Annotated in this window: 21 protein-coding genes, 1 tRNA gene and 1 pseudogene; 17 read left to right on the forward strand and 6 right to left on the reverse strand. The window is 43.6% G+C overall.

The window, feature by feature from the left end; all coding sequences use genetic code 11:
- Positions 1–44: 44 nt before the first annotated feature.
- The 5 genes from VMUT_RS11780 (at position 45) to VMUT_RS11800 (ending at position 4,232) form a co-directional block, all read left to right on the forward strand.
- Positions 45–704, forward strand: coding sequence for an ABC transporter ATP-binding protein (locus tag VMUT_RS11780; protein WP_013605635.1), 660 nt, complete (start codon positions 45–47; stop codon positions 702–704).
- On the forward strand, positions 701–2,023 hold the full coding sequence (locus VMUT_RS11785) for a hypothetical protein (RefSeq protein WP_013605636.1): 1,323 nt from the start codon (positions 701–703) through the stop codon (positions 2,021–2,023). Before VMUT_RS11780 ends, VMUT_RS11785 begins: the two co-directional genes overlap by 4 nt.
- Before the next feature lie 282 nt (positions 2,024–2,305).
- Positions 2,306–3,307: a Rieske 2Fe-2S domain-containing protein gene (locus tag VMUT_RS11790; RefSeq protein ID WP_013605637.1), complete on the forward strand. Its 1,002-nt coding sequence runs from the start codon at positions 2,306–2,308 to the stop codon at positions 3,305–3,307.
- Between the two features lie 141 nt (positions 3,308–3,448).
- Positions 3,449–3,733: an aspartyl protease family protein gene (locus VMUT_RS11795; RefSeq protein WP_013605638.1), complete on the forward strand. Its 285-nt coding sequence runs from the start codon at positions 3,449–3,451 to the stop codon at positions 3,731–3,733.
- A 130-nt stretch (positions 3,734–3,863) separates the two neighbouring features.
- Positions 3,864–4,232, forward strand: a complete 369-nt coding sequence (locus VMUT_RS11800; RefSeq protein ID WP_013605639.1) for a hypothetical protein — start codon at positions 3,864–3,866, stop codon at positions 4,230–4,232.
- Positions 4,233–4,246: 14 nt separating this feature from the next.
- Here VMUT_RS11800 and VMUT_RS11805 read toward each other — a convergent pair.
- Positions 4,247–4,370 (reverse strand) — tRNA-Pro (locus VMUT_RS11805).
- Positions 4,371–4,549: 179 nt separating this feature from the next.
- Here VMUT_RS11805 and VMUT_RS12375 point away from each other — a divergent pair.
- Genes VMUT_RS12375 through VMUT_RS12385 form a run of 3 tightly spaced genes read left to right on the forward strand, consistent with a single transcriptional unit; the run spans position 4,550 to position 6,078 of the window.
- A complete protein-coding gene (locus tag VMUT_RS12375) occupies positions 4,550–5,050 on the forward strand; it encodes a hypothetical protein (protein ID WP_052298556.1) in 501 nt (166 codons plus the stop codon).
- Between the two features lie 59 nt (positions 5,051–5,109).
- The gene (locus VMUT_RS12380; RefSeq protein ID WP_052298557.1) at positions 5,110–5,622 is read left to right on the forward strand and encodes a hypothetical protein; all 513 of its coding nucleotides are present in this window, start codon (positions 5,110–5,112) and stop codon (positions 5,620–5,622) included.
- A 12-nt stretch (positions 5,623–5,634) separates the two neighbouring features.
- Complete coding sequence (locus tag VMUT_RS12385; RefSeq protein WP_052298558.1) at positions 5,635–6,078, forward strand: hypothetical protein; 444 nt, start codon at positions 5,635–5,637, stop codon at positions 6,076–6,078.
- A gap of 163 nt (positions 6,079–6,241) precedes the next feature.
- On the opposite strand, the pseudogene VMUT_RS13410 reads toward VMUT_RS12385, so the two are convergent.
- Positions 6,242–7,042, reverse strand: a pseudogene (locus VMUT_RS13410) (dienelactone hydrolase family protein).
- Between the two features lie 127 nt (positions 7,043–7,169).
- Between VMUT_RS13410 and VMUT_RS11820 the strand changes: the two are divergent.
- Positions 7,170–9,101 (forward strand): beta-CASP ribonuclease aCPSF1, encoded by a 1,932-nt coding sequence (locus tag VMUT_RS11820; RefSeq protein WP_048057320.1) that lies wholly within the window; start codon positions 7,170–7,172, stop codon positions 9,099–9,101.
- Here VMUT_RS11820 and VMUT_RS12390 read toward each other — a convergent pair.
- On the reverse strand, positions 9,088–10,980 hold the full coding sequence (locus tag VMUT_RS12390) for a glycoside hydrolase family 15 protein (RefSeq protein ID WP_013605641.1): 1,893 nt from the start codon (positions 10,978–10,980) through the stop codon (positions 9,088–9,090). The genes VMUT_RS11820 and VMUT_RS12390 overlap by 14 nt on opposite strands.
- A gap of 28 nt (positions 10,981–11,008) precedes the next feature.
- On the opposite strand from VMUT_RS12390, the gene VMUT_RS11835 reads away from it, so the two are divergent.
- Positions 11,009–11,926, forward strand: coding sequence for an EamA family transporter (locus tag VMUT_RS11835; protein WP_013605642.1), 918 nt, complete (start codon positions 11,009–11,011; stop codon positions 11,924–11,926).
- A gap of 148 nt (positions 11,927–12,074) precedes the next feature.
- Here VMUT_RS11835 and VMUT_RS11840 read toward each other — a convergent pair whose 3' ends face one another.
- Positions 12,075–12,536 (reverse strand): hypothetical protein, encoded by a 462-nt coding sequence (locus VMUT_RS11840; RefSeq protein ID WP_013605643.1) that lies wholly within the window; start codon positions 12,534–12,536, stop codon positions 12,075–12,077.
- A gap of 184 nt (positions 12,537–12,720) precedes the next feature.
- On the opposite strand from VMUT_RS11840, the gene VMUT_RS11845 reads away from it, so the two are divergent.
- The 3 genes from VMUT_RS11845 to VMUT_RS11855 are packed head-to-tail and all read left to right on the forward strand — an operon-like array spanning position 12,721 to position 15,867.
- Entirely contained in the window at positions 12,721–14,472 is a 1,752-nt protein-coding gene (locus tag VMUT_RS11845; protein ID WP_013605644.1) for an acetate--CoA ligase, read from the forward strand.
- Between the two features lie 53 nt (positions 14,473–14,525).
- Complete coding sequence (locus tag VMUT_RS11850) at positions 14,526–15,395, forward strand: ATPase domain-containing protein (RefSeq protein WP_013605645.1); 870 nt, start codon at positions 14,526–14,528, stop codon at positions 15,393–15,395.
- On the forward strand, positions 15,364–15,867 hold the full coding sequence (locus tag VMUT_RS11855; protein WP_048057077.1) for a hypothetical protein: 504 nt from the start codon (positions 15,364–15,366) through the stop codon (positions 15,865–15,867). The genes VMUT_RS11850 and VMUT_RS11855 overlap by 32 nt, the downstream gene beginning before the upstream one ends.
- On the opposite strand, the gene VMUT_RS11860 is transcribed toward VMUT_RS11855, so the two are convergent.
- Complete coding sequence (locus VMUT_RS11860) at positions 15,854–16,264, reverse strand: Zn-ribbon domain-containing OB-fold protein (RefSeq protein ID WP_013605647.1); 411 nt, start codon at positions 16,262–16,264, stop codon at positions 15,854–15,856. The two genes, VMUT_RS11855 and VMUT_RS11860, sit on opposite strands and share 14 nt — an antisense overlap.
- A 1-nt stretch (position 16,265) precedes the next feature.
- Positions 16,266–17,423: a thiolase C-terminal domain-containing protein gene (locus VMUT_RS11865; RefSeq protein WP_013605648.1), complete on the reverse strand. Its 1,158-nt coding sequence runs from the start codon at positions 17,421–17,423 to the stop codon at positions 16,266–16,268.
- A 54-nt stretch (positions 17,424–17,477) separates the two neighbouring features.
- Here VMUT_RS11865 and hmgA point away from each other — a divergent pair, with 54 nt between their 5' ends.
- From hmgA to VMUT_RS11885, 4 genes are all read left to right on the forward strand, one after another.
- On the forward strand, positions 17,478–18,728 hold the full coding sequence (hmgA, locus tag VMUT_RS11870; RefSeq protein WP_013605649.1) for a hydroxymethylglutaryl-CoA reductase (NADPH): 1,251 nt from the start codon (positions 17,478–17,480) through the stop codon (positions 18,726–18,728).
- 108 nt (positions 18,729–18,836) lie between these two features.
- Entirely contained in the window at positions 18,837–19,256 is a 420-nt protein-coding gene (locus VMUT_RS11875) for a hypothetical protein (RefSeq protein WP_052298559.1), read from the forward strand.
- A gap of 71 nt (positions 19,257–19,327) precedes the next feature.
- On the forward strand, positions 19,328–19,939 hold the full coding sequence (locus VMUT_RS11880; RefSeq protein ID WP_013605650.1) for a cysteine hydrolase family protein: 612 nt from the start codon (positions 19,328–19,330) through the stop codon (positions 19,937–19,939).
- Between the two features lie 144 nt (positions 19,940–20,083).
- The gene (locus VMUT_RS11885) at positions 20,084–20,350 is read left to right on the forward strand and encodes a hypothetical protein (protein ID WP_013605651.1); all 267 of its coding nucleotides are present in this window, start codon (positions 20,084–20,086) and stop codon (positions 20,348–20,350) included.
- The last annotated feature ends 11 nt before the right edge of the window (positions 20,351–20,361 follow it).

Genomic DNA, 20,361 nt, shown 5'->3' on the forward strand with positions numbered 1-20,361 from the left:
TTACAGCAAGTGGGCTTGTTAAGCGATTTAACGGTATTACCGCATTGAATGGCATTAGTTTCAGGATTGAATGTGGTGAGGCCGCAGCCTTACTGGGTCCTAACGGTGCTGGCAAGACAACAACCCTCAGGATACTCGCTGGCCTATTAAGATCGGACTCAGGGAGCGCCCACGTCTGTAACTTTGATGTTCAGAGGCAGCCGAGGAATGCTAAGGCATGCCTTGGTTACTTACCTGAGGATGCCGTACCATTCCTCAACCTCACTGTTAGGGAGAACCCGGAGTACGTCGCCGTGCTCAGGGAATTGAGTGATTCTGTGATCGACGAAACCATTAAGCTATTAGGCCTTGAGGACCTAGCCGACAGAACGGCTGACTCATTATCAAGGGGTAATAGGCAAAGGCTTGCGATTGCTCTGACAATCATGCATAGGCCCAGGGTATTGCTGCTTGATGAACCACTTAATTACCTGGACATACCGACCCAGGAGGCTGTGATTAAGTTATTCAGGGAATTAAATGCCTCTGGCTCCACATTGCTTGTGTCGACACATATAATGTCAATTGCCGAGAGGTTGGCCGGTAGGGTCATTGTGATTAATAGAGGTGTCATTGTTTGGCAGGGTGCTATGGATGAGCTTAAGGAAATAGCGGCAAGCGCTGGTGAGCGTATTGAGGAGGTTGTGGCGAGGTTGATGAGATGAGGATCTTGAAAATAGCGTATTTTGAGATTAAGCAGATGTACAGGAGGTGGTACGTTTTCTGGCTTGCATCTTTAGTCTTTATGTACTATTCTTTCTACACGGGTAATCATGGTGAGGGTATTTTATTGGAGGTTATTCTGTTTTACTTGAACTTCTTCGCTATAATAAGTATCCTAATCTCATACGCATCTGTATCACGTACATTCGCCATCACCAAGTCTGTGGTTGATGTGATCTTTATGACGGAAATAGATCCTTTAGAATATGTTATAGCTAGGTCAATAGCTACAGGTTTGGTTTATCCCATGCTCTTTCTCGTACTTACTGTTTTTGCGGTAAGGCCTGGTCTTGACATTATTTATTACGTGGCATCACTACTCCTTATGTCGGGCTTTATCGTGATCTTTATAACTAATGTCCAGTTAAGTCCATGGCGCATTAAACTACCACTATCAATACCCATATTAATTATTCTTTCCATAAGTCTTTTCAAGCCCAGATTATCGCCATTCTATGGTCTTATTAGCCCAAGCCCAATCTACGTGGTTTATGCCCTGGCTTTATTCGTGCTCGCCCTATTCACGATCCCGAAACAATACATAAGGGAGCTATACACAAATGCCTATGGCCTACTGAATTTCAGGTCTACGTTGGAACCACGTCAAACAGGTAAGGGTAAGCTCATTAAGACTATTAGTTTCCCGAGAACTCAGTGGGGCGTTATTTGGTTTACTTCTGCGTATGCCGTAAATGTACGTAGTGGGGCGAGATCCAACGTTCTCAAAAGGGTTACGTTAGTATCAGTTTTGTTTGCAGTATCTTACTGCGTGGTTTCATTGATTATCCGAGGTATGACCTTCCAATTAATTACTTCAGCACTTTCTTTCTACTTAATCTACTTAATGCTTTACTCTGTTCTATCAACAACCATAAGTAACGAGAGGCTTTGGTTAAGCTTATCTACGGACCCATACTGCTACTTCAAGTATAGGATGGGCGCTAGGACGATAATGACTACTATAGCGTTAATACCCTGGGTAGCAGCGTATGCGGTACAAAGTGTTTTCTTTAAACCCGCGTTGTTCCTCGCCATGGCATTGGTCTCCGTAATAATGACCATGCCAGTACTCGGTTGGTTGATTGCGGCTTATATCGGTATTCCCCAGGTAAGAGAGTTGCAGTTGCCGCAAAGGGATGTTGTGTATTCGTTGAGAATGTACCTGGTATTTGCGATGCTTGTGGTGACGCTGGGTATATACATGGTACCGTATGCCTTAGCCGTGGTGGCGACGCTCTATCCCGTGCTCACCGTATTGTAGTTAATAAGCGCAGCGTTCGCTGCAATAATACTTACTTCATCAGCAACCTTTTTCTATTACGCGATATTTTCAAGGAGGAGCCAAGCAATGTGGGCTTGGCTTGTGAATAGGTTGTCAGAGAATGGTTATGTGTAGGTATTCCAGGCGTAACCTCATGAATCACTCATTACTTATTCCTCAACTGCGCTAGATATAGTTCTCACTACGGTCATTAATCATTCACGTGGGCTTCATGAGGTATCGATAGGTTTATAATGGAGAACCCTAATGTCGTGATTGCCTATGTGGATTGCAACACTCTCATCAAGCGAAGTGGGAAGGGATAGGCCCCTTGGTGTTAAGAGGCTGAATATGAACCTGGTGTTCTGGCGGGATAAGTCGGGAAAGGTGAATGCACTGCTTGATGACTGCCCGCACAGGCATGCCAAACTTTCACTGGGTAAGGTGGTCGATGGCAATATTCAATGCCCATACCACGGCTTTGAATTCGATGGATCGGGAAGAACTGTTAAGATCCCTGCCCTGGGCAAGGCGTCTGAAGTACCGAAGTATTTAAGGGCATTTTCAATTCCAACATACGAGACCTACGACATTATTTGGATCTGGTACGGTAATGGAGATCTAAGTAAGCCACCGAGGTTCTTCGACGATTTAGATGAGTTAAGTACGTACTCTGAGTATAGTGAGGTGTGGAGTGTGTCCCTGCCGAGGGCTGTTGAGAATCAACTAGACGTATTTCACTTACCCTTTGTTCATTATAATACGATTGGTAGGGGCGGTAAGACCCTGGTTCATGGACCTCTGGTCAGACTCATTGATGAACACTCATTCATTATCTACCCATTTAATGAGGTCGATAGAGGGCAAAGACTATTAAGAAGCAATCAAATAGATGCGAGTAAGTTAAAGAATTACCTATGGTTCATATACCCAAATATTTGGGAGAATTACATATCAAGGAATATGAGGATTATAGCGTTCTTCGCGCCCATTGATTCAGGAAGTACCAAGATCTACATAAGACTCTACATGAAAGCAGCGGGCATAAGAACAATCGACAAGGTAATAACCAAGCTACTAATGCCCTTAAATGTATACGTACTCCATCAAGATCGCAGGGTAGTACTTACACAACCCAATGACATAAAGCACGACAAGTTAATCCATGCAGACTATCCAATAGCACTATACAGGAGGATGTACCTCAGGGACAAGGAATTAAATAAACTACTAAACAATGCAACCACAGTAACCCAGAGCCTTAATATGAAAAAGTGGTTCTGAAATATCCTTATAAACTTCCGGGATGGAGTGCTCTTTGATTTATGATTAAAGGATATTAAGCCCGACCTCCTTGATGGGGAAGCGAACTTCAGAGCTTGAAAAATATTTAAGGAGATAATGAATAAGATATTGGATTAACTAATGGGCATATTCAGCGTTAAGGCGCGCATTTGGAACGTTAAGGAACCGGTGAGGTCAGCCACGGTTGACCTACTCGTGGATACAGACTCAACATACACCATGATACCTGGTAGGGTACTCGAGGATTTAGGCATCAAGCCCACTAGGTCAGTTAGGCTTAGGCTGGCTGACGGTAGGGTTATTGAGAGGCCGTTGGGTGAAGCGGGCATCGAGGTTGAGGGTTCACAACATCGGCAACGCCGGTTATCTTTGATGATGAGAGCAACTACCTACTTGGTTCAGTAACCATGGAACAACTCGGCCTGGCGCCAGACCCCATTGAGAAGAGGTTAAAGCCCACCGAGGCATTACTAACGAAGGCAACAATCAAGGACTAGTCCAGTCCAGCAGCCTTATTAACTTCCCTAGCAACATAATGACTGATGGGAGGATTACTGCGGCTAAAGTCAGGCTCTGCAACCCAAGGGACTCGGGTAAGTGCCTAGAGCTTGATTTACTCGTTGACATGGGCAGCACCTACACGTGGATTAAGGCCTCGAGACTCAGGGAGTTGGAAATAGAACCAATGAAAAGGTGGAGATTCAGGACGGTAGAGGACAGGATAATCGAGAGACATCGGCGAAGCAATAATCGAGCGCATGGGCGAGAGGACAACAGCAATCGTAGTCTCTACCCAGGAATACAAGCAGAAGCACTAGGCATGTACCCACTAGAAGACCCAAGACTAGAGGTAAACCCAACAACAAAACAACCAAAGAAAACCAAGGCATTACCAGCCATATAACTAAAAAACAAACATGGTGGGGCCGCCGGGATTTGAACCCGGGATCACTCGGGCATACCCCGCCACCACCGGCTCCAAGCAATGTCCCGGTGGTGGACATCCAAGCCGAGCATCCTAGCCAGGCTAGACTACGGCCCCGATAATGATAATGACCTAAGTGATTTTTAAGTTTTTATTAATGACCTGGTTAACGATTATGCGTAGGTTTTGAGTATCGATAAAAGTAATCGTATCGGTCTGAAATTAATTGACAACTTTCAGCACAATCTATGAAAGTAATTTATTAATCAGGTTGAGAATAGGTTTATAGATGCTTAATGGCTCTTCAGGTCTCTGATAAGATTAGGGTCTGCTGGGACGTAAAAGTTAGGGGTAATAATTGCCTGAAATGCGGTAATGAGACCAATGAAACTACAAGAAAGGAAGCTTTGAAACTTATTAATACATTTCTGAATCGAGTTGAGAAGCATAAAGACATTCTATTAAGTGATGAAAGATCACCATTCGATGTTTATATTAATGACTTGTCAAAATTCATTGAATATTTAAGGATTAAGATATCCGAAGGAGGTAATGAAAAGATTTCTGAAGCTAGGAGTGCTATGCTTAGAATAACAGAAATAATGCTTAAGCTCTCAAGGAAAGCAAGAAAAAGATGGTTAAAATCATATAAGATAGAACTTGAAGAACTAATTGTTAAGCTAACTAGAGGTGAAATAACAGTACCGGTAACTGGAGATCTAAATAATAAAGGCAGGAGTTTTATAGTGCATATGTATACTAATCATAATAACAATAAATGTATGCAGGATTGCTAGGGATGGCAACATAACTGTGAAATTTACATTCACAGGTCTTTAAAGGTGAGCATATTGAAGTGCCAAAATTATTTAATGATAGTATATTGAAGGTCATGCAATATGGATTACTTTTGACGGATGTATCAATTTACCGAGGCTATCCAGGAATGGGCACACATCAAATGTGGCAGAGCATTGTGTGGTATTTAGCGTTTCCAGGTAAAAATTACATAGCTATAGATGGTATCAGTATCAACGATAATATAAGCATTGCATGGCAATTGGAATCTCTTAATTATAAGTTTAAAGGTAGGAGTGTGGTTGATGTTAAGCGTGGATTTGTTGGGGAGGTTGTTGGGTTTGATGATTGGTTGTTTTTGTGGTTTGCCGTGTTTGGTGATGGTAATGTTGATATTCAGGACAAGTATGATGTGAGGGAGATTAGGTTGTTCATGGGTGGTGGTAAGTATGGGTTGTGGGTGCCGATTATTGAGAGGTTGAGGGGGTTGGGTTTTAGGGATGGTGGGTATGGGTGGGAGTGGGTTGTTAGGGTTAGGTCTTCGAGGGCTGTTAAGTTGGCTGGGAAGTAGTTGGGTGATCCCGTGTTTGGGGTTATTATTGGGGATTTGGCTCGATTGGGTGATGCGGTTAAGCTTAGGCTGTTGATTGATTTGACTGGCATGGGTTATAGGTCGAAGGGTAGATCTTCTGTGATTATTGGTGGTGTGAAAATGACGGTGAGGGTTTGCGATGGTTATGTGGAGTTGGTCGCTGTTTACAAGGATGAGGCTGAAATCGCGAGGGTTTTGGAGAGTCTTAATGCCCTGGGGATTAATGCGAGTGTTACTCCGTGGGGTGGTGGCATGAGAGCCGTACGTGCACGGCAGGGTGAGGTGATGAGACATGATTGGGTTAGGGCCATAGTATGTGGAAAACTAACCGAAATGCTGAGGGAGGCTTTGAGTAATGGTGATGATGGGAGATCGCAAAGTATTGATGATGCCATGACTAGGCTCGGCTGTACCAATCCACTACCCAGGACCTAGTAGGAACTCGATAGGTGAATAGGTTTTACAGTCAATTATCACCGCCTCTATTCTCGGTCCTGCCCTCCCTTTTCCTTCGCTCCAGTATTTCCACCCCATATCAGGAAGCAATCGGTTACCGTATTTCCAGTCCATTTCTGCTTCTCCTCGTCACCCATGTCCATCATCCCAGGTACTTCCTGAAGAAGTTTACAGTCCTATCCCAGGCATCCTTTGCGGCTGCCTCATTGTATACCGGCCCGCCTTCCGTGGCGAAGGCATGGTACGTGCTTGGGTAGAAAGCCATTTCAAACCTGGGTTTGTATGTGAGTACTGCCTTTATTAGGTCTGGTATTCCCTGGTTGATCGCCGGGTCCTCACTTGCGTATATTGTGAGTATTGCGCCCTTTATCTTGGCTATGTCGTTGATATTCCTCGGATTCCTACCGTAGTAGACCACCGTTGCGTCGAAGGGGACCCTTGTTGATGCCTCAAATGCTAAGCCTCCTCCCATGCAGAATCCTATTATGCCCATCTTCTCGACTTTGTAGGTGCTCTTTATGTAGTTGTATGTGTCGACTATGTCCTTCACCATTCTTTCCTCGGTTAGGTCCCTGTTGATTACAAGCTCCTGCACAATCTCCCTCTCTGTCTGCTATAGCGAACTCATTAACTCATTCACTGCCTTAGGATCACTCCTCCTCTCCGGCGGTAGGGACCAAAATCTCCTCATTACCCCAGCTATGTTTTGCTCAGTAAATACATCGGCTCTCCTCGAGTATAGGTTTGGCGATACCGCCAGATACCCAAGCCCAGCCAATCTCCTGGTCACATTCCTTATGAATTCTGTTATTCCGAAGATTTCATGAATCACGATTACCGATGCCTTGTATTGCATGTCTGGCATTACCTGGAAAGCAGTTAATTCACCGCCATCGCTCGCCTTATACATTATGTACTCTTTCCTTGACATGTCTTTAGGCATTATTTGTGGCCTTATTAGGTTTTCGTTATCGGATTTTCAGAATAGGCCTTGTTATTTCCCATGCTTCTTTAGAGATAATTTTTTAAGTGTCTGCGGTAATCGATCCTTGGTTCTTGAGGTTTTGAGTATGGCATCCTTAAAGGAGGAGATGGAGAAGAAGATTATGGAGATTTTACCGCCCGAAGCCAAGTTTTCTAGGGTTGATTTCGAGGGACCCAACGTTATTATCTACGTAATGAACCCGAGTTATGTAATGGAGCACAGCGAGTACATAAAGACCCTGGCTAAGGAGTTGAAGAAGTACATAATCATTAGGGGTGATCCTAAGGTTAGGATTAGGGAGGTTGATAAGTTGAAGAGGGTTATAACGGACATGGTAACTAAGAGCGTTGGCTCAAACATAATTGATGACATAGTGGTTGATGAACCGACTGGTGAGGTCTATGTTTACCTAAAGAAGCCCGTCAGGGAGAGGAGTAAGTTGGAGAAGGAGATTTTGGCTGAGACTGGTTGGAAGCCTTGGATAATAGCCACTGCACTAGAGATGGGTGCTGGACTGCCTAGGTCTGATATCGACGCTGTTAAGCAGATACAATTGGCCACGGCTAAGGATAGACTTGAATTCCTCAGGAGACTTGGCATGAGGATTCATAGGGAGCCTGTGTATAAGGATGCTAGGATAACCGTGACAGGACTCGGAGCCCAGATGGAGGTTGGTAGGAGCGCCATATTGATTAGGACAAAGGAAAGCTCAATACTCCTGGACTGCGGTGTTAAACCCTCAAGCTCCGGCGACGAGGCACCACTGCTTGATGAGCTTGACCTGGATACCCTGGACGCTATTGTTATTACCCACGCACACATGGACCACATTGGCTTTGTGCCATACTTATTCAAGTATGGTTATAAGGGCCCCGTCTACATGACCGAGCCAACGAAGTACCTAATGGAGGTACTACTCACAGACTATATCGAACAGGCAGAGTCTGAGGGTAGGGTTCCACCGTACAGTAGGCAGGACCTCGCCCAGGCCCTCTACCACACAATAACCCTTAACTATGCTGACCATCCAACGGATATATCACCAGACACGAAATTAATGCTCTTCGATGCAGGGCATGAGGTTGGTTCGGCTGTGGTTCACCTACACATTGGTAATGGCCTTTACAACATTATTTATACGGGTGACATGAAGTATGGCCCAACCAGGCTTTTGAACCCGGCCCATAATAAGTTCAAGAGGGCTGAGTTACTCATCATGGAGAGTACGTATGGTGGTAAGGAGGATATTCAACCACCAAGGCAGGAGAGCGAACAGAAGCTTGTTGAGTTGGTTAAGCACACTGTTGAGCATGATGGTAAGGTGTTAATCCCCGTATTCAGTACGGGTAGGGCCCAGGAAATACTCCTGGTGCTTAATGAGGCCATTAATAATAAGCAATTGTCTAAGGTGCCCATTTACGTTGACGGCATGGTCCTCGAGACACTAAACGTACACTTAATGTTCCCTGACTACCTCAATAGGACCCTTAGGGAGTTGATTTATGATGGCGTGAATCCATTCCTCAGTGAGTATGTTAAGCCAATCGAGAGGGCTAGGGATCCTGAGAAGCGTAAGGAGCAGGTCATGGAGATACTACAGGGACCACCAGCCGTGATACTGGCTCCGCATGGCATGCTCAATGGAGGCCCAATAATGGATTACTTCGTGCATGCGGCCGAGGACGAGAGAAACATGTTACTATTTGTTTCTTACCAGGCCGAGAATACGATTGGTAGGAGAATTCAACAGGGTGAGAGGAAATTGACAGTTAGGTATTACTCAGATAGAGTTACGCTTGATATTAAGATGAAGGTTGATTCAATACCAGGGTTCTCGGGACATAGTGATAGGAGACAATTATTTAATTATGTTAGGAATATGGAACCTAAGCCACATAAGGTAATGCTTGTTCATGGCGAACCAGCCAAAATAATGAACCTAGCACTGGCACTTGAACTTCAGTTGAAGATGCCAACGGTGTTCATGAATAATGGGGAGACCATTAGGCTTGTCTAGGGCTAGTCCTTCCATAAACAATAAACATTACTATCGCCAATATCACCACGACAATAGCAACCAGGACTAGAACCGCAACAGTGGGTTTTTGCGGTGGTTTATAATTAAGGGCTGTGATTACATACATTGCCGCGGACCACGTTAATGGCGATGTCGTCGGCAGCGGATAACCAAGCCTTGGGTCAATAGCCTCAGGCAATAAACCATACTGTGAATGCCTAACACACCAAGTAAGTATGTTCAACGCACCCGTGTGATTACCAACCTCCTCGTAATACATTGCCAGGAATAATGTGGTTATCAACCATGGAGGATCCGGCGCAGTACTATCATACAGGCTTGAGCCATAGTGATAATCATCACCTGGAAACCTGGCCAATCCGCCATTAACCATCAACACACGTATTACGGTATTAACAGTACTTACTGCCCTGGCACTGCGTGGATTTATCAATCCCATGGCTATCGGGAGTATTACTGATGAGTCGGGTATTCCATTAGGTGCGTAAGTAACCTGAGAACCACTACCTGTGTATATCACAGTCTTAGTAAGAGCTTGGGAATAGAAGTTCTTTGAGTAGAAGTATTTTTGTATGGTAGCGTTTAATTCATTAGCAATCCTCAGTATTTCGGTATTGTTTAGACCCAATGCCCTATATACCTGCGCTGCGGCGTATAGGCCTAGGTCATCAATTGCCTGAGTCCAGAAGTTATAGGCGTAGTTACTCTCCCATATGCTTAGGTCCTGTGGTATTAAACCATTATTCTCATTAATACCCTCTAATTCCCAATTCAATGACTTATTTATGCAGGGCATTACCTCCATTAGGAACGTCTTATTATGGGTATACTCATAGTACTGCCAAACACCGATTTGGAACAAGCCAATACTATCATACTCAGGTATTCCGAAGGTCTCATCTGGAGCCCCAGTCCAGAAATTATACCGTGTGTACCAAGTACCACTTACGTTCTGTGCACTGCACATCCATAGCCAGTACTTCATTGCTGGTCCGTAATAACCAGCCGTTTGAAGCGCCATTGCTGCAAATGATGAGTCCCTAACCCAGGTATAGAAATAGACGGGTTCCGGCGATGCAATGAACTCCCCAGTAACTGGGTTTTGATCATCCATAATAAGGAGTAGACTGAGGTAGTACTCAGTAAGTAATGCACCGCTTAACCTCGGTCTCCTGGCCAGGCCTAACCAATTACTCACCTCATTATTGTTAATACTCATTAGCTCACTAATTGGCATAGTACTGGTGCTACCCAGGTTCAGCGCAACGTATGTGTAATTACCATGAATACTAAGTATAGTCCACCCACTCACGCTCTCAATATCAATCCCCCTGTTTGAGTATATACTGAGTTGCAGTGGTGACTTAATTACTAAGTATGTACTATTAATTACCTGGTAGTTGTACGTCCTTGGCATGAATACATTAATGGTAAGTGACGCATTTGATTTACTTATCATGACTACGGTAGTGTAATTAGGCGGTATGAATATTGATACCTCACCATTACTTCCCTTAATAATCACAGTATTATTAAGTTCAAGGTAAGCCTTGCTTGTGTTTCCTAGACCCATGATTGTGACGTTCATACTGAGTAATCCGTATTGGCCATAGAATATCTGTAGGATTGATGGCGGTCTTGAGGACTCCCCATTCAGTACTGGGCTTGGTATTGGATATTCCGTGGATATGTATATGCTCAGGTTCCTCCAATTACTAAGTAGTAGGTATGCTGGTGATGATGTATTTATTGGCATTTGAACAGTACTTTGTTCTTGAGTTAATGAAAGAATTATTATTGATATGCCGATTATCAATAATACTGCTCCAATGATCAGGAATATTGTTTTCCTAATCATTAATTAACTAACCACACGAAGCACTTTAATGCTTTACTTACAACTCACGTTAATTACATCATTAGGCGTATTATTTTTAATGCTGAGACTCACGTTAAATGAAGAAAGAAATATGCTGGCGTACCTACTTGGTATTGTATTAGCTGTGATCGCGTCATTTACCTGGGCAGTATCGCCAATACTCTATAGGGTCGGCGCAACGGATAGCGCCCTCGACGACTTAATATCAAACTCCCTAGGCGCCTTCATACTGGCTATGCCCTTCATATTACTTAAACCACCATTAAATGGTGGTGCGTGGCTTTATGGAACGCTCTTCGCCGTGCTCGGGCCCGTGTTTGGCACATACGTATTCCTAATTTCACTTAGATATGCTGATGTTGGTATTGCCAATGTGATATCGTATGCCTACGTAGTTATGCTACCAATAATCCTACTCGTGATTAGTCCATCATACCTAGTCTACACGTGGCCTGCCATATTGATAATGATTGGTTTATACCTAATAATGGGTTCTGGCAAGGGCACATTTTATGGATACTTCATGTCATTACTCTCAGCCATACTCTACGCCTTCTCCTTCCTAGCCCTTTATAGGGCCTATGACTATACGAACCCCTGGGGCATAATATTGATTAGGGGCATTACCCTAATGATCGGTGCATTACTACTGAAAATAGCCATTGAGGGCTTCAGAATTAGGGTCAGTAGTAAGGTTTTCCTCGGCGGATTAATTAGTTATGGCGTTGGTGGCCCACTCTACGTCTTATCAGTGGATTATGCAGGGATTGCCGTACCAACACTAATAACGGCATTATCACCCGTAATCACCGAGATCCTAGCAATAGTTAAGCTTAAGGAGAGACTGAATTTAAAATCATCACTAGGATTTGCAATAGTCATTATAGGCATAGTAATAGCCACATTAATCGGCGTGCAGGTTTAAAATACCCAACTGCGGTATTTAGTTCTGGTGATGATGGGTCGATGATATGGATGAATGATGATTTAGGAAGAGACGAGCTGATGAATAAATAATTCGATTGTAAATGAATAAAGAAATAAATTATGATTTTAACCCAAGGTATGTCGCATTATGGTAGTACAATACCAACCGCACCTGCAAAGGCTAGTATAAAGAATGCGAAGCCATCAATAATTGATATTACGCCAGCCACCTTGCCTATTACTGGTTTATTCATGTAATGGGCAGCCGCAAGTAATATTGTTATTATAGGTAATAGGCCGATAGCGAATGATAGCATCACAGCCCTTAACATAATAAGTTCCGCCGTTATTAACGCGAAGAATATGCCAGTGAACCAGAGGGCGTGGTTCATGGCCATTAAGTTCTTACCTACGATTAGACCGATACCCAGCATCCATAGCAGTAGTACGAATGCGGCGGCTACCGTTGCGCCGAATACATCGCCTTCCATTATCACAAAGGCCATGGCTATTGTCTCCATTAAAGCACCTGAGAGGAGCACGATACCGAAATCCCGCGGCTCATTCTTACCCACACCCATATTAACAAAGCCTATTACAAGGAGCATGACCGCGGCTTTCCCAGAACAGAGTATTCAGAGCTGTCTGCGCCACGGAAACCATATTGATATACTTCAGTAGGGCATATTTTTAAATATTACCTTATATTTACTTATATCTATAGTAAAACCTTAAAATATATCAGTAAGATAAAATTTATAAAACTATTAATCAGTATAGTTACGTGAAGATATGAGCAGCTCTACATTTAATGAGTTCCTGAAACAAAGAAACCTACTATTAAACGCGGGTAGTTATGAAGAGGCTAGGTCGAACTTCAGGTGGCCACCACATGGTGAGTTTAACTGGGCTGTGGATTACTTCGATAAGTACCTAGCGGAGACCTCCATAAATCCAGCCCTTATTTACATAAATGATGAGTTATTCAAGTCAGGTGATTCAAGGATTCTCAGCTACCATGAACTTAGGGCTCGATCCAATAAATTAGCCAACGCACTTTCGGACCTTGGTATCGGCCGTGGGGATGTAATCATGGTTATGCTAAATAATAAGCCTGAGCTCTTCGAATCATTCCTAGCCCTCATGAAAACAGGTGCTGTAATTTCACCGGCAACCACCCTATTACTACCGTCGGATATTGAGGATAGGACATCAAGGGCTCACTTCAAGGCCATTATTGCAGATCCAGAGGTGGTTAGTAGGATTGATCAGATTAAGGGCAATCTCGAGAAGCTCGGCGTTAAGTACTTCATAACCCTTGGTAAGCCAGGGCCTGGATGGCTTGATTACTATGAATTAATCAGTGGCAGGTCAGAGAACTTCCAGGGAGTTAAGACCAAGTCAGATGATTTACTCCTGGTTTACTTCACATCAGGTACCACCGCTAAACCCAAGATGGTCATGCATACACAGTCAAGCTACCCAATTGGCCATCTAACAACCATGTACTGGGTTGGTGCTAAGCCGGGTTATAAGCATATGAACATATCAAGCCCAGGTTGGGCTAAGTGGGCTTGGTCAACATTCTTCGCAGCCTTCAATGCTGGCGCCACTACCGTGGTTTATGACTATAGTGGTAGGTTTAGTGCGGCTAATCACCTAAAGATACTTGAGAGTTACGGTATTGACACACTATGCGCGCCACCAACTGTCTGGCGTATGATAATTCTCGAGGATCTGACAAAGTATAACCTTGAGAAGATTAAGAGCTTCGTGAGCGCCGGCGAACCCCTTAATCCAGAGGTTATTGAGCGTGTTTATAAGGCGACTGGTAAGTACATACGTGATGGTTATGGACAGACAGAGACCACGCTAATGGTTGGTAACTTCCCAGGCATGAAGATTAAACTGGGCTCAATGGGTAAGCCGGCCCCTGGCTATGATATAGTCCTCGTTGATGAGGATGGAAACCCAGTCAGCGTTAATAAGGATGGGCACATAACAGTTAGGACAAGCCCAAGACCCATTGGCCTAATGATTGGTTATGATGATGAGAATAAGAATAAGGAGGTATTTAGGCTTGGCTTGTACTTCACGGGTGATGTGGCCTTCATGGATGAGGAGGGCTACCTATACTTCGTTGGCCGTGCAGATGATGTCTTCAAGTCAAGTGACTATAGGATTAGCCCATTCGAACTTGAGAGCGACTTATTGAAGCATCCAGCCGTTGCCGAGGCCGCCGTTGTACCAAGCCCTGACCCAATAAGGGGCTTCATACCGAAGGCATATATAGTCCTGAAGCCAGGCTATAAGCCAAGTAAGGACTTGGCTTACGATATCTTTAAGTTCATAAGGCTCAACATAGCCCCATACAAGAGACCCAGGGCTATTGAGTTCGTGTCCGAGTTACCCAAGACAATTAGCGGTAAGATTAGGCGTGTTGAGCTTAGGGGTATTGAACGTGAAAAGAGGAATAAGGGTGTTAGAAGTGAGAATGAGTACTTTGAGGATGACTTCCCCGATATAAAGCAATTGAAGGTGTAATACACATTATTAGTTTAAAATGATTTTTAAAATTACATTATATTATTTTCCTAATGTCCAGCACAATAAGGAGGATTAGCCTTGGGGTAGACTGGCTTGATTATGCAATGCTTGGTGGTGTTCCAAGAGGTAATTGGCTGTTAATAACTGGTGAGCCTGGTGTTGGTAAGTCAATACTCACAATACAAGCCGCTGGAGCCAATGTGGACGCTATGCCAGTGGTCTACGTAAGCACTGAGACCAAGTTCTTCGATGTTGTTAGACAAGCGAAGCAATTCAATATTGACCTGTCAGACGCTGTGAGTCTAGCTGATGTCCTCGCTGGTAAGGTCAAGGACATGAAGACGAACCTAGTTGTTATTGATCTATTCGGTCTAGCCAGGCAATACCGTGAGTTACTCAGGGCTAGTGAGGAGGAGGGTAAGTCGAGGGCTAAGTCGCCATTGAGTATGGAGGTGGTTATGGCCAGCATTGAGAAGGCTTACGAGACACTTGGGGTGAGTGAGGAGGGTAAGGTTACAAAGGATGTATTAGTAATCATTGACTCCCTGGCTCCCATGTGGGCCCACGCGCCTGCAATGGCTAGGTTAATAACATATAGGCTTAGGCAGAGACTATATCGCTCTAATGTCACGGTGATAATGACCAATCAATTCGCTCCAACCACCGGAATGACCTTTGGGTTCGGTGCTGAGCATATTGCGGATGCCATAATCCACATGTGGATTGAGCAGCCCGAGAAGAAGAAGGAGATTGAACGTTGGCTCATCATTAAGAAGGCTAGGTTAACAAATCACTATAGGAAGGCCATGAAGTATGAAATTGAGCCTGAAAATGGATTAACACTTATAGAGCCTAGTATTGAGGAATTGAGGAAGTGGTTTGATCAGTATGGAGGTAAACAAGAATCAAGCGAGGAATAGTGAGGGCTGTAGCGACAGGTTAATTAGAGCTATGGAGAGGTTTTTATGGACCTTAATAGGTAATGATAGTAAGGATGATGTGGTGACTGACCTTAAAATATGCGGAGATGCTGCTAGGCCATATCTAGATGTTGTTAATGGTAATGACCCTGGAAATACCCTATCAGCTGCGCTATCGTATTATCAATATGTTAAGCTCGTTAGAGGTGAGTTAAAGGTGAGTAGGGATTACTTGATTGGCATTGGTGATGATCCAAATGATCCAGGCGTAACCTATTCATTGATTATTGAAAATATGACCCGCGCATTAAGGGCCCAGGACTATGTAACAGCGGCCTTTCTGGCCGATCTAGCCTTCATAACTAGGTCGTATGCATTATGCCTAGGTAATAATGATAAGGATGTATGTGATTGGATCAAGAGGGCATTTACTGCAAGGGTTTTAATAATGAGAAGGACTAGCAACTATTAATGGGTCTGAACTTATAACCGTAATTAATTAATCCATAGGTACCATCCATCTTCACCATCCTAAACACAACCTCAACATCAATACCTGGGTTCAGCTTGTCAGGATCCATGCAATCCACTATCTGCCCAATAACCTTGACACCACCTAGATCCACAATACCCACTATCAATGGTTTCATCTTCTCAAACTCAACAGGTACTGAATAAAGTACTGTGAAGTTGATAAGTTTACCAGTGCTTGGTAATGGGTACGGCTTAAACTCCCTGGAACCGCACTCACATACTGCCCTTGGTGGGAAGTATACACGGCCGCACTTAACGCATTGAACACCCTCAAGCCTATAGTACTGGGGCATCCTCCTCCAGTACCTTGGTATGGATAATCTCTGGTCGACCATGTCAGCCCACCCTCCTGAGTACTATTGATGTCGATACCAAATCGAAGCCAGCCATATCCTGAACAATACCCAGCTCAGCCCTGCCCAGCGACTCAAAGGGCTTTACGTTCATGAGCTCCATAACCATTAAGGCCAACTCATACATTCCCGAGGCACCACCTGGGAATCCCATGGACTTAAGCCCACCACTGGCATTAATAACTAGTTTATTACCAACATCTAATGTACCCGCAGATAATAGCCTCGGTGTTTCACCAGGCCTTACCAGTCCCATTGATTCCAACGCCAACATGCCAAGTATACTATACGTATCATGAACCTCGGCAAGACTTACATCGCTTATTGAGACATGCGCCATCCTAAGGGCCATATTTGCAGCATCCCTAACAGAGTACAACTCAGTGAGCGAGTCTCTCTGGCCTGTGTATGTTCCGTAGGCACCAACACCTATCCCATCAATCCTTATCACAGCATCACTCTTTAACGGCTTATTGCATAGAACAACCGCGGCTGAACCATCAACCGCAGGCGCCACGTCATAAAGCCTCAATGGATCAGCAACAACCTCTGATTCAAGAACGTCCTTAAGCGTTGCCTGTTTCTTCATATAGGCAAGTGGGTTCTTACTACCTCTCTCGTGCATTTTTATTGGCCATATTGCCAAGTCCTCATAATCATACCCATACTTAATCATGTACTCCTTCATAGCCATAGCCGCCTGGGCCGCGGGTGTTACCCCAAAGAAGCCCTCATACTCATAATCAGTGATTGTTGATAAAGCCTTATTCAGCTTCACGTTAATTACATCATGCATCTTCTCAACGCCGACAACCGCCACACAGTCATAAATACCCGCCTTAACCATGTTATAGGCCTCTAGAACTGCGATACCGCTCGATCCATCTCCACTCTCGATCCTAATTGCGGGTATCCTCCTTAAGCCAACGTAGTCCATTAAATATGCGCCCAAAACACTCTGGTCCTGAAGTACCTCAGAGAAGGCATTGGCTACGTATATTGCTCCAAGGTTTGCATTACCAACCTGGTCAAGGACCTTCAGGAAGGCTTCGGCAAATAATTCCTTAAGCCCCTTCTCATAGTGCCTACTTCCTGGTACTAGGGAGTGGGCTACGATGTATACTTCTGTCGTATTAAACACCAACAGTTGCCATAAATGTGAAGTTTTTAAATATTCCCTGAATATAGTCATTTAATGGTTGAGGAGGCAAGCCTTGAGGATTTATTTACAAGAATTGATAATGGCGAATTGAAGCTTCATGAATTAGATAAGTTCTTTAATGATTCGAACAAGGCAACCGAGGTTAGGAGGAGGTATATTGAGACAAGGATTGGTGTGAGCCTTGAGAGTCTTGGCAAAACAGTAATTGATTTCAACACAGTAGTTGGTAAGAATATTGAGAATACAATAGGGGCTGCCCAAATTCCTGTAGGCATTGCTGGTCCTTTACGTGTGATTGGTGATTACGCCAATGGGCTTTACTACATACCTTTGGCAACAACCGAGGGCGCCCTAGTAGCCTCTGTAAATAGGGGCACTAAGATAGTTACTGAGGCTGGTGGCGCAAGGAGTAAGGTCATTAATGATGGCATGACGAGAGCACCTGTCATAGCAGTACCGAGCGTCATTGATGCTGTTGAACTGGTTAATTGGATTAATGAACACTTCAATGAAATAAAGGGCGTGGCTGAATCAACCAGCAGGCATGCAAAGCTTGTTAGTATTCAACCATTCATTGTTGGTAATAATGTTTGGCTTAGGTTTAAGTTCACAACTAGCGATGCTATGGGTATGAATATGGTGACCATAGCCACAGACAAAGCCATTAAACACATACTCAGTAACTTCCCAAGGGCTCGCTTAGTTGCACTCAGTGGTAATATGTGTGTTGATAAGAAGGCAAATGCCGTGAATTTCCTGCTTGGTAGGGGTAAGACCGTGATTAGTGAGACGGTAATACCAAGGAGTACCCTTGAGAGGTGGGGCGTCACTGCTGAGGACGTTGCCGAGGTCAATAATAGGAAGAACTTACTCGGTTCAGCATTGGCTCATTCCTATGGATTTAATGCTCATTTCGCTAATATAATTGCGGCAATATTCATAGCCACTGGGCAGGATGTTGCTCAGGTTGTTGAATCTAGCATGGGTATCACTTGGATGGAGCCTCTCGACAATGGTGACCTATATGTATCAGTAACATTGCCAAGTCTTGAGGTTGGTACTGTTGGCGGTGGTACCGGACTGCCAACACAGAGAGAAACTCTTCAAATGCTTGGTGTATATGGTTCGGGTAACCCACCTGGAATTAATGCATTGAGGTTTGCTGAGATAGTGGCTGCTGCCGTACTTTCTGGTGAGGTTAACTTGATTCTTGCCTTAGCGAGGGATGAGCTTGCAAGGGCTCATGAAATGCTTGGTAGGGCTGGTAAGAGGAATAGTGTATGAGAATCTAAATGTTATAAATATATGTTTGTCTACATATTCCTACGTACTCTCTATAGTACATAAATTGAAATGATAAGGCTTATAAAGAGTTGCATTTAATAAGTTACTTTGGGGATTAGTTTGGTAATTTATGTTTCTCCCGATAAAAAGGTCGTTGAGAAGACGCTTCAAACCGAGCTTAAGCGGATAATGCTTAGTGAGTTGATAGACGGTGAAGTAATTATTGGCGCCGCTATCATTGATTCAAATGGCATCCCACTTATTTATCACATCCCAAACACCCTCACCGTTAAATCCCTTAAAAACCTCCTCTCCCTCATAGAGTTCGTCGATCATACCTCTAAAATCAATGATGACCTCCTCGGTCCATATCAATACCTCATTATTCGCTTCTCAAACTTCAAAATTGCCTTCTTCGAAATGGGTTCTAAGGGTTGGTTGATGGTTTTTGTTAACCCTGTTTGGCACGTTGAGAATGTGATGTCAAAGATTAAGCAGTTCATGCTTAAGGTTCAAAGGATGATTTAAAATAATTAAATTATTTAGGTAAAAATTGCCGCCTCAAATATATTAAGGGTATTCATCCAATCCTATTTTGAATGACGAGGATAGTGGGTAGTGTAAAAATACCTGAGATGGAGATTAAGGAGGAGGTTACATTAACTGCGTCAAATACTGCCGTGATCGTTGTTGACATGCAGAATGACTTCGTAAAGCCGAACGGTAAGTTATACGTACCAACTGCGCAGGCTACAATACCAGCAATAAGGAAGCTACTTATGAAGGCTAGAGATTCTAACGTACCAATAATATACACACAGGATTGGCACTTTAAGAATGACCCAGAGTTTAGGATTTGGGGTGAGCACTGCGTCATGGGTACGTGGGGCGCGGAAATTGTGGATGAACTTAAACCCGTGCCTGATGATATCATAATAAGGAAGCGCAGGTATGATGCGTTCTTCGGTACTGACCTTGACTATGTGCTTAGGCATGTAGTTCATGCAATGAACCTAGTAATAGTCGGTACTGTGGCCAATATATGCGTACTACACACTGCAGGTAGTGCTGCACTTAATTGGTATAATGTCGTTGTACCAATTGATGGAATATCCGCATTAGATGAATTCGATTATTACGCTGCTCTTAGGCAGGTCTCATTTCTATATAGGGGCATACTCACTAAGGTTGATGGAATTAGATTTGCATAGATTATGCATCCCTCTAATCCTAACTTTCTCAAATAGCTTTAATATGATTGTTTTTGTGATGGTAATTCACTTTGATTTTATGATTACATATTATGTATTACACTTTGAGAAAAATTTAAATATTGGTTAAGAATAGAAAAATTAATGGGTCAAGACTTTGATGTTAGGATTGAAGACCTGGTCAAAGTATTGCTTCATAGTGATTCTCACTGGATTGATTCTCTGAGAAGGATTGATTTTGGTGATAGGATGAAGATTGTCCATGAGGCCATAAATGCTGTTTTACCTGACTTTGTTGACTGTGTTAATAAGTCCTTGGATAGTGATGTACCTAGGCTGATGTATATTGGTTGCTTTGATATGGTGTGGCAGAGCATTGAAAATACGGCTAAGAACTATATCAGGGATTAAAATAGTGTGAA

The sequence above is a fragment of the Vulcanisaeta moutnovskia 768-28 genome (genome assembly GCF_000190315.1).
GTDB lineage: Archaea > Thermoproteota > Thermoprotei > Thermoproteales > Thermocladiaceae > Vulcanisaeta > Vulcanisaeta moutnovskia.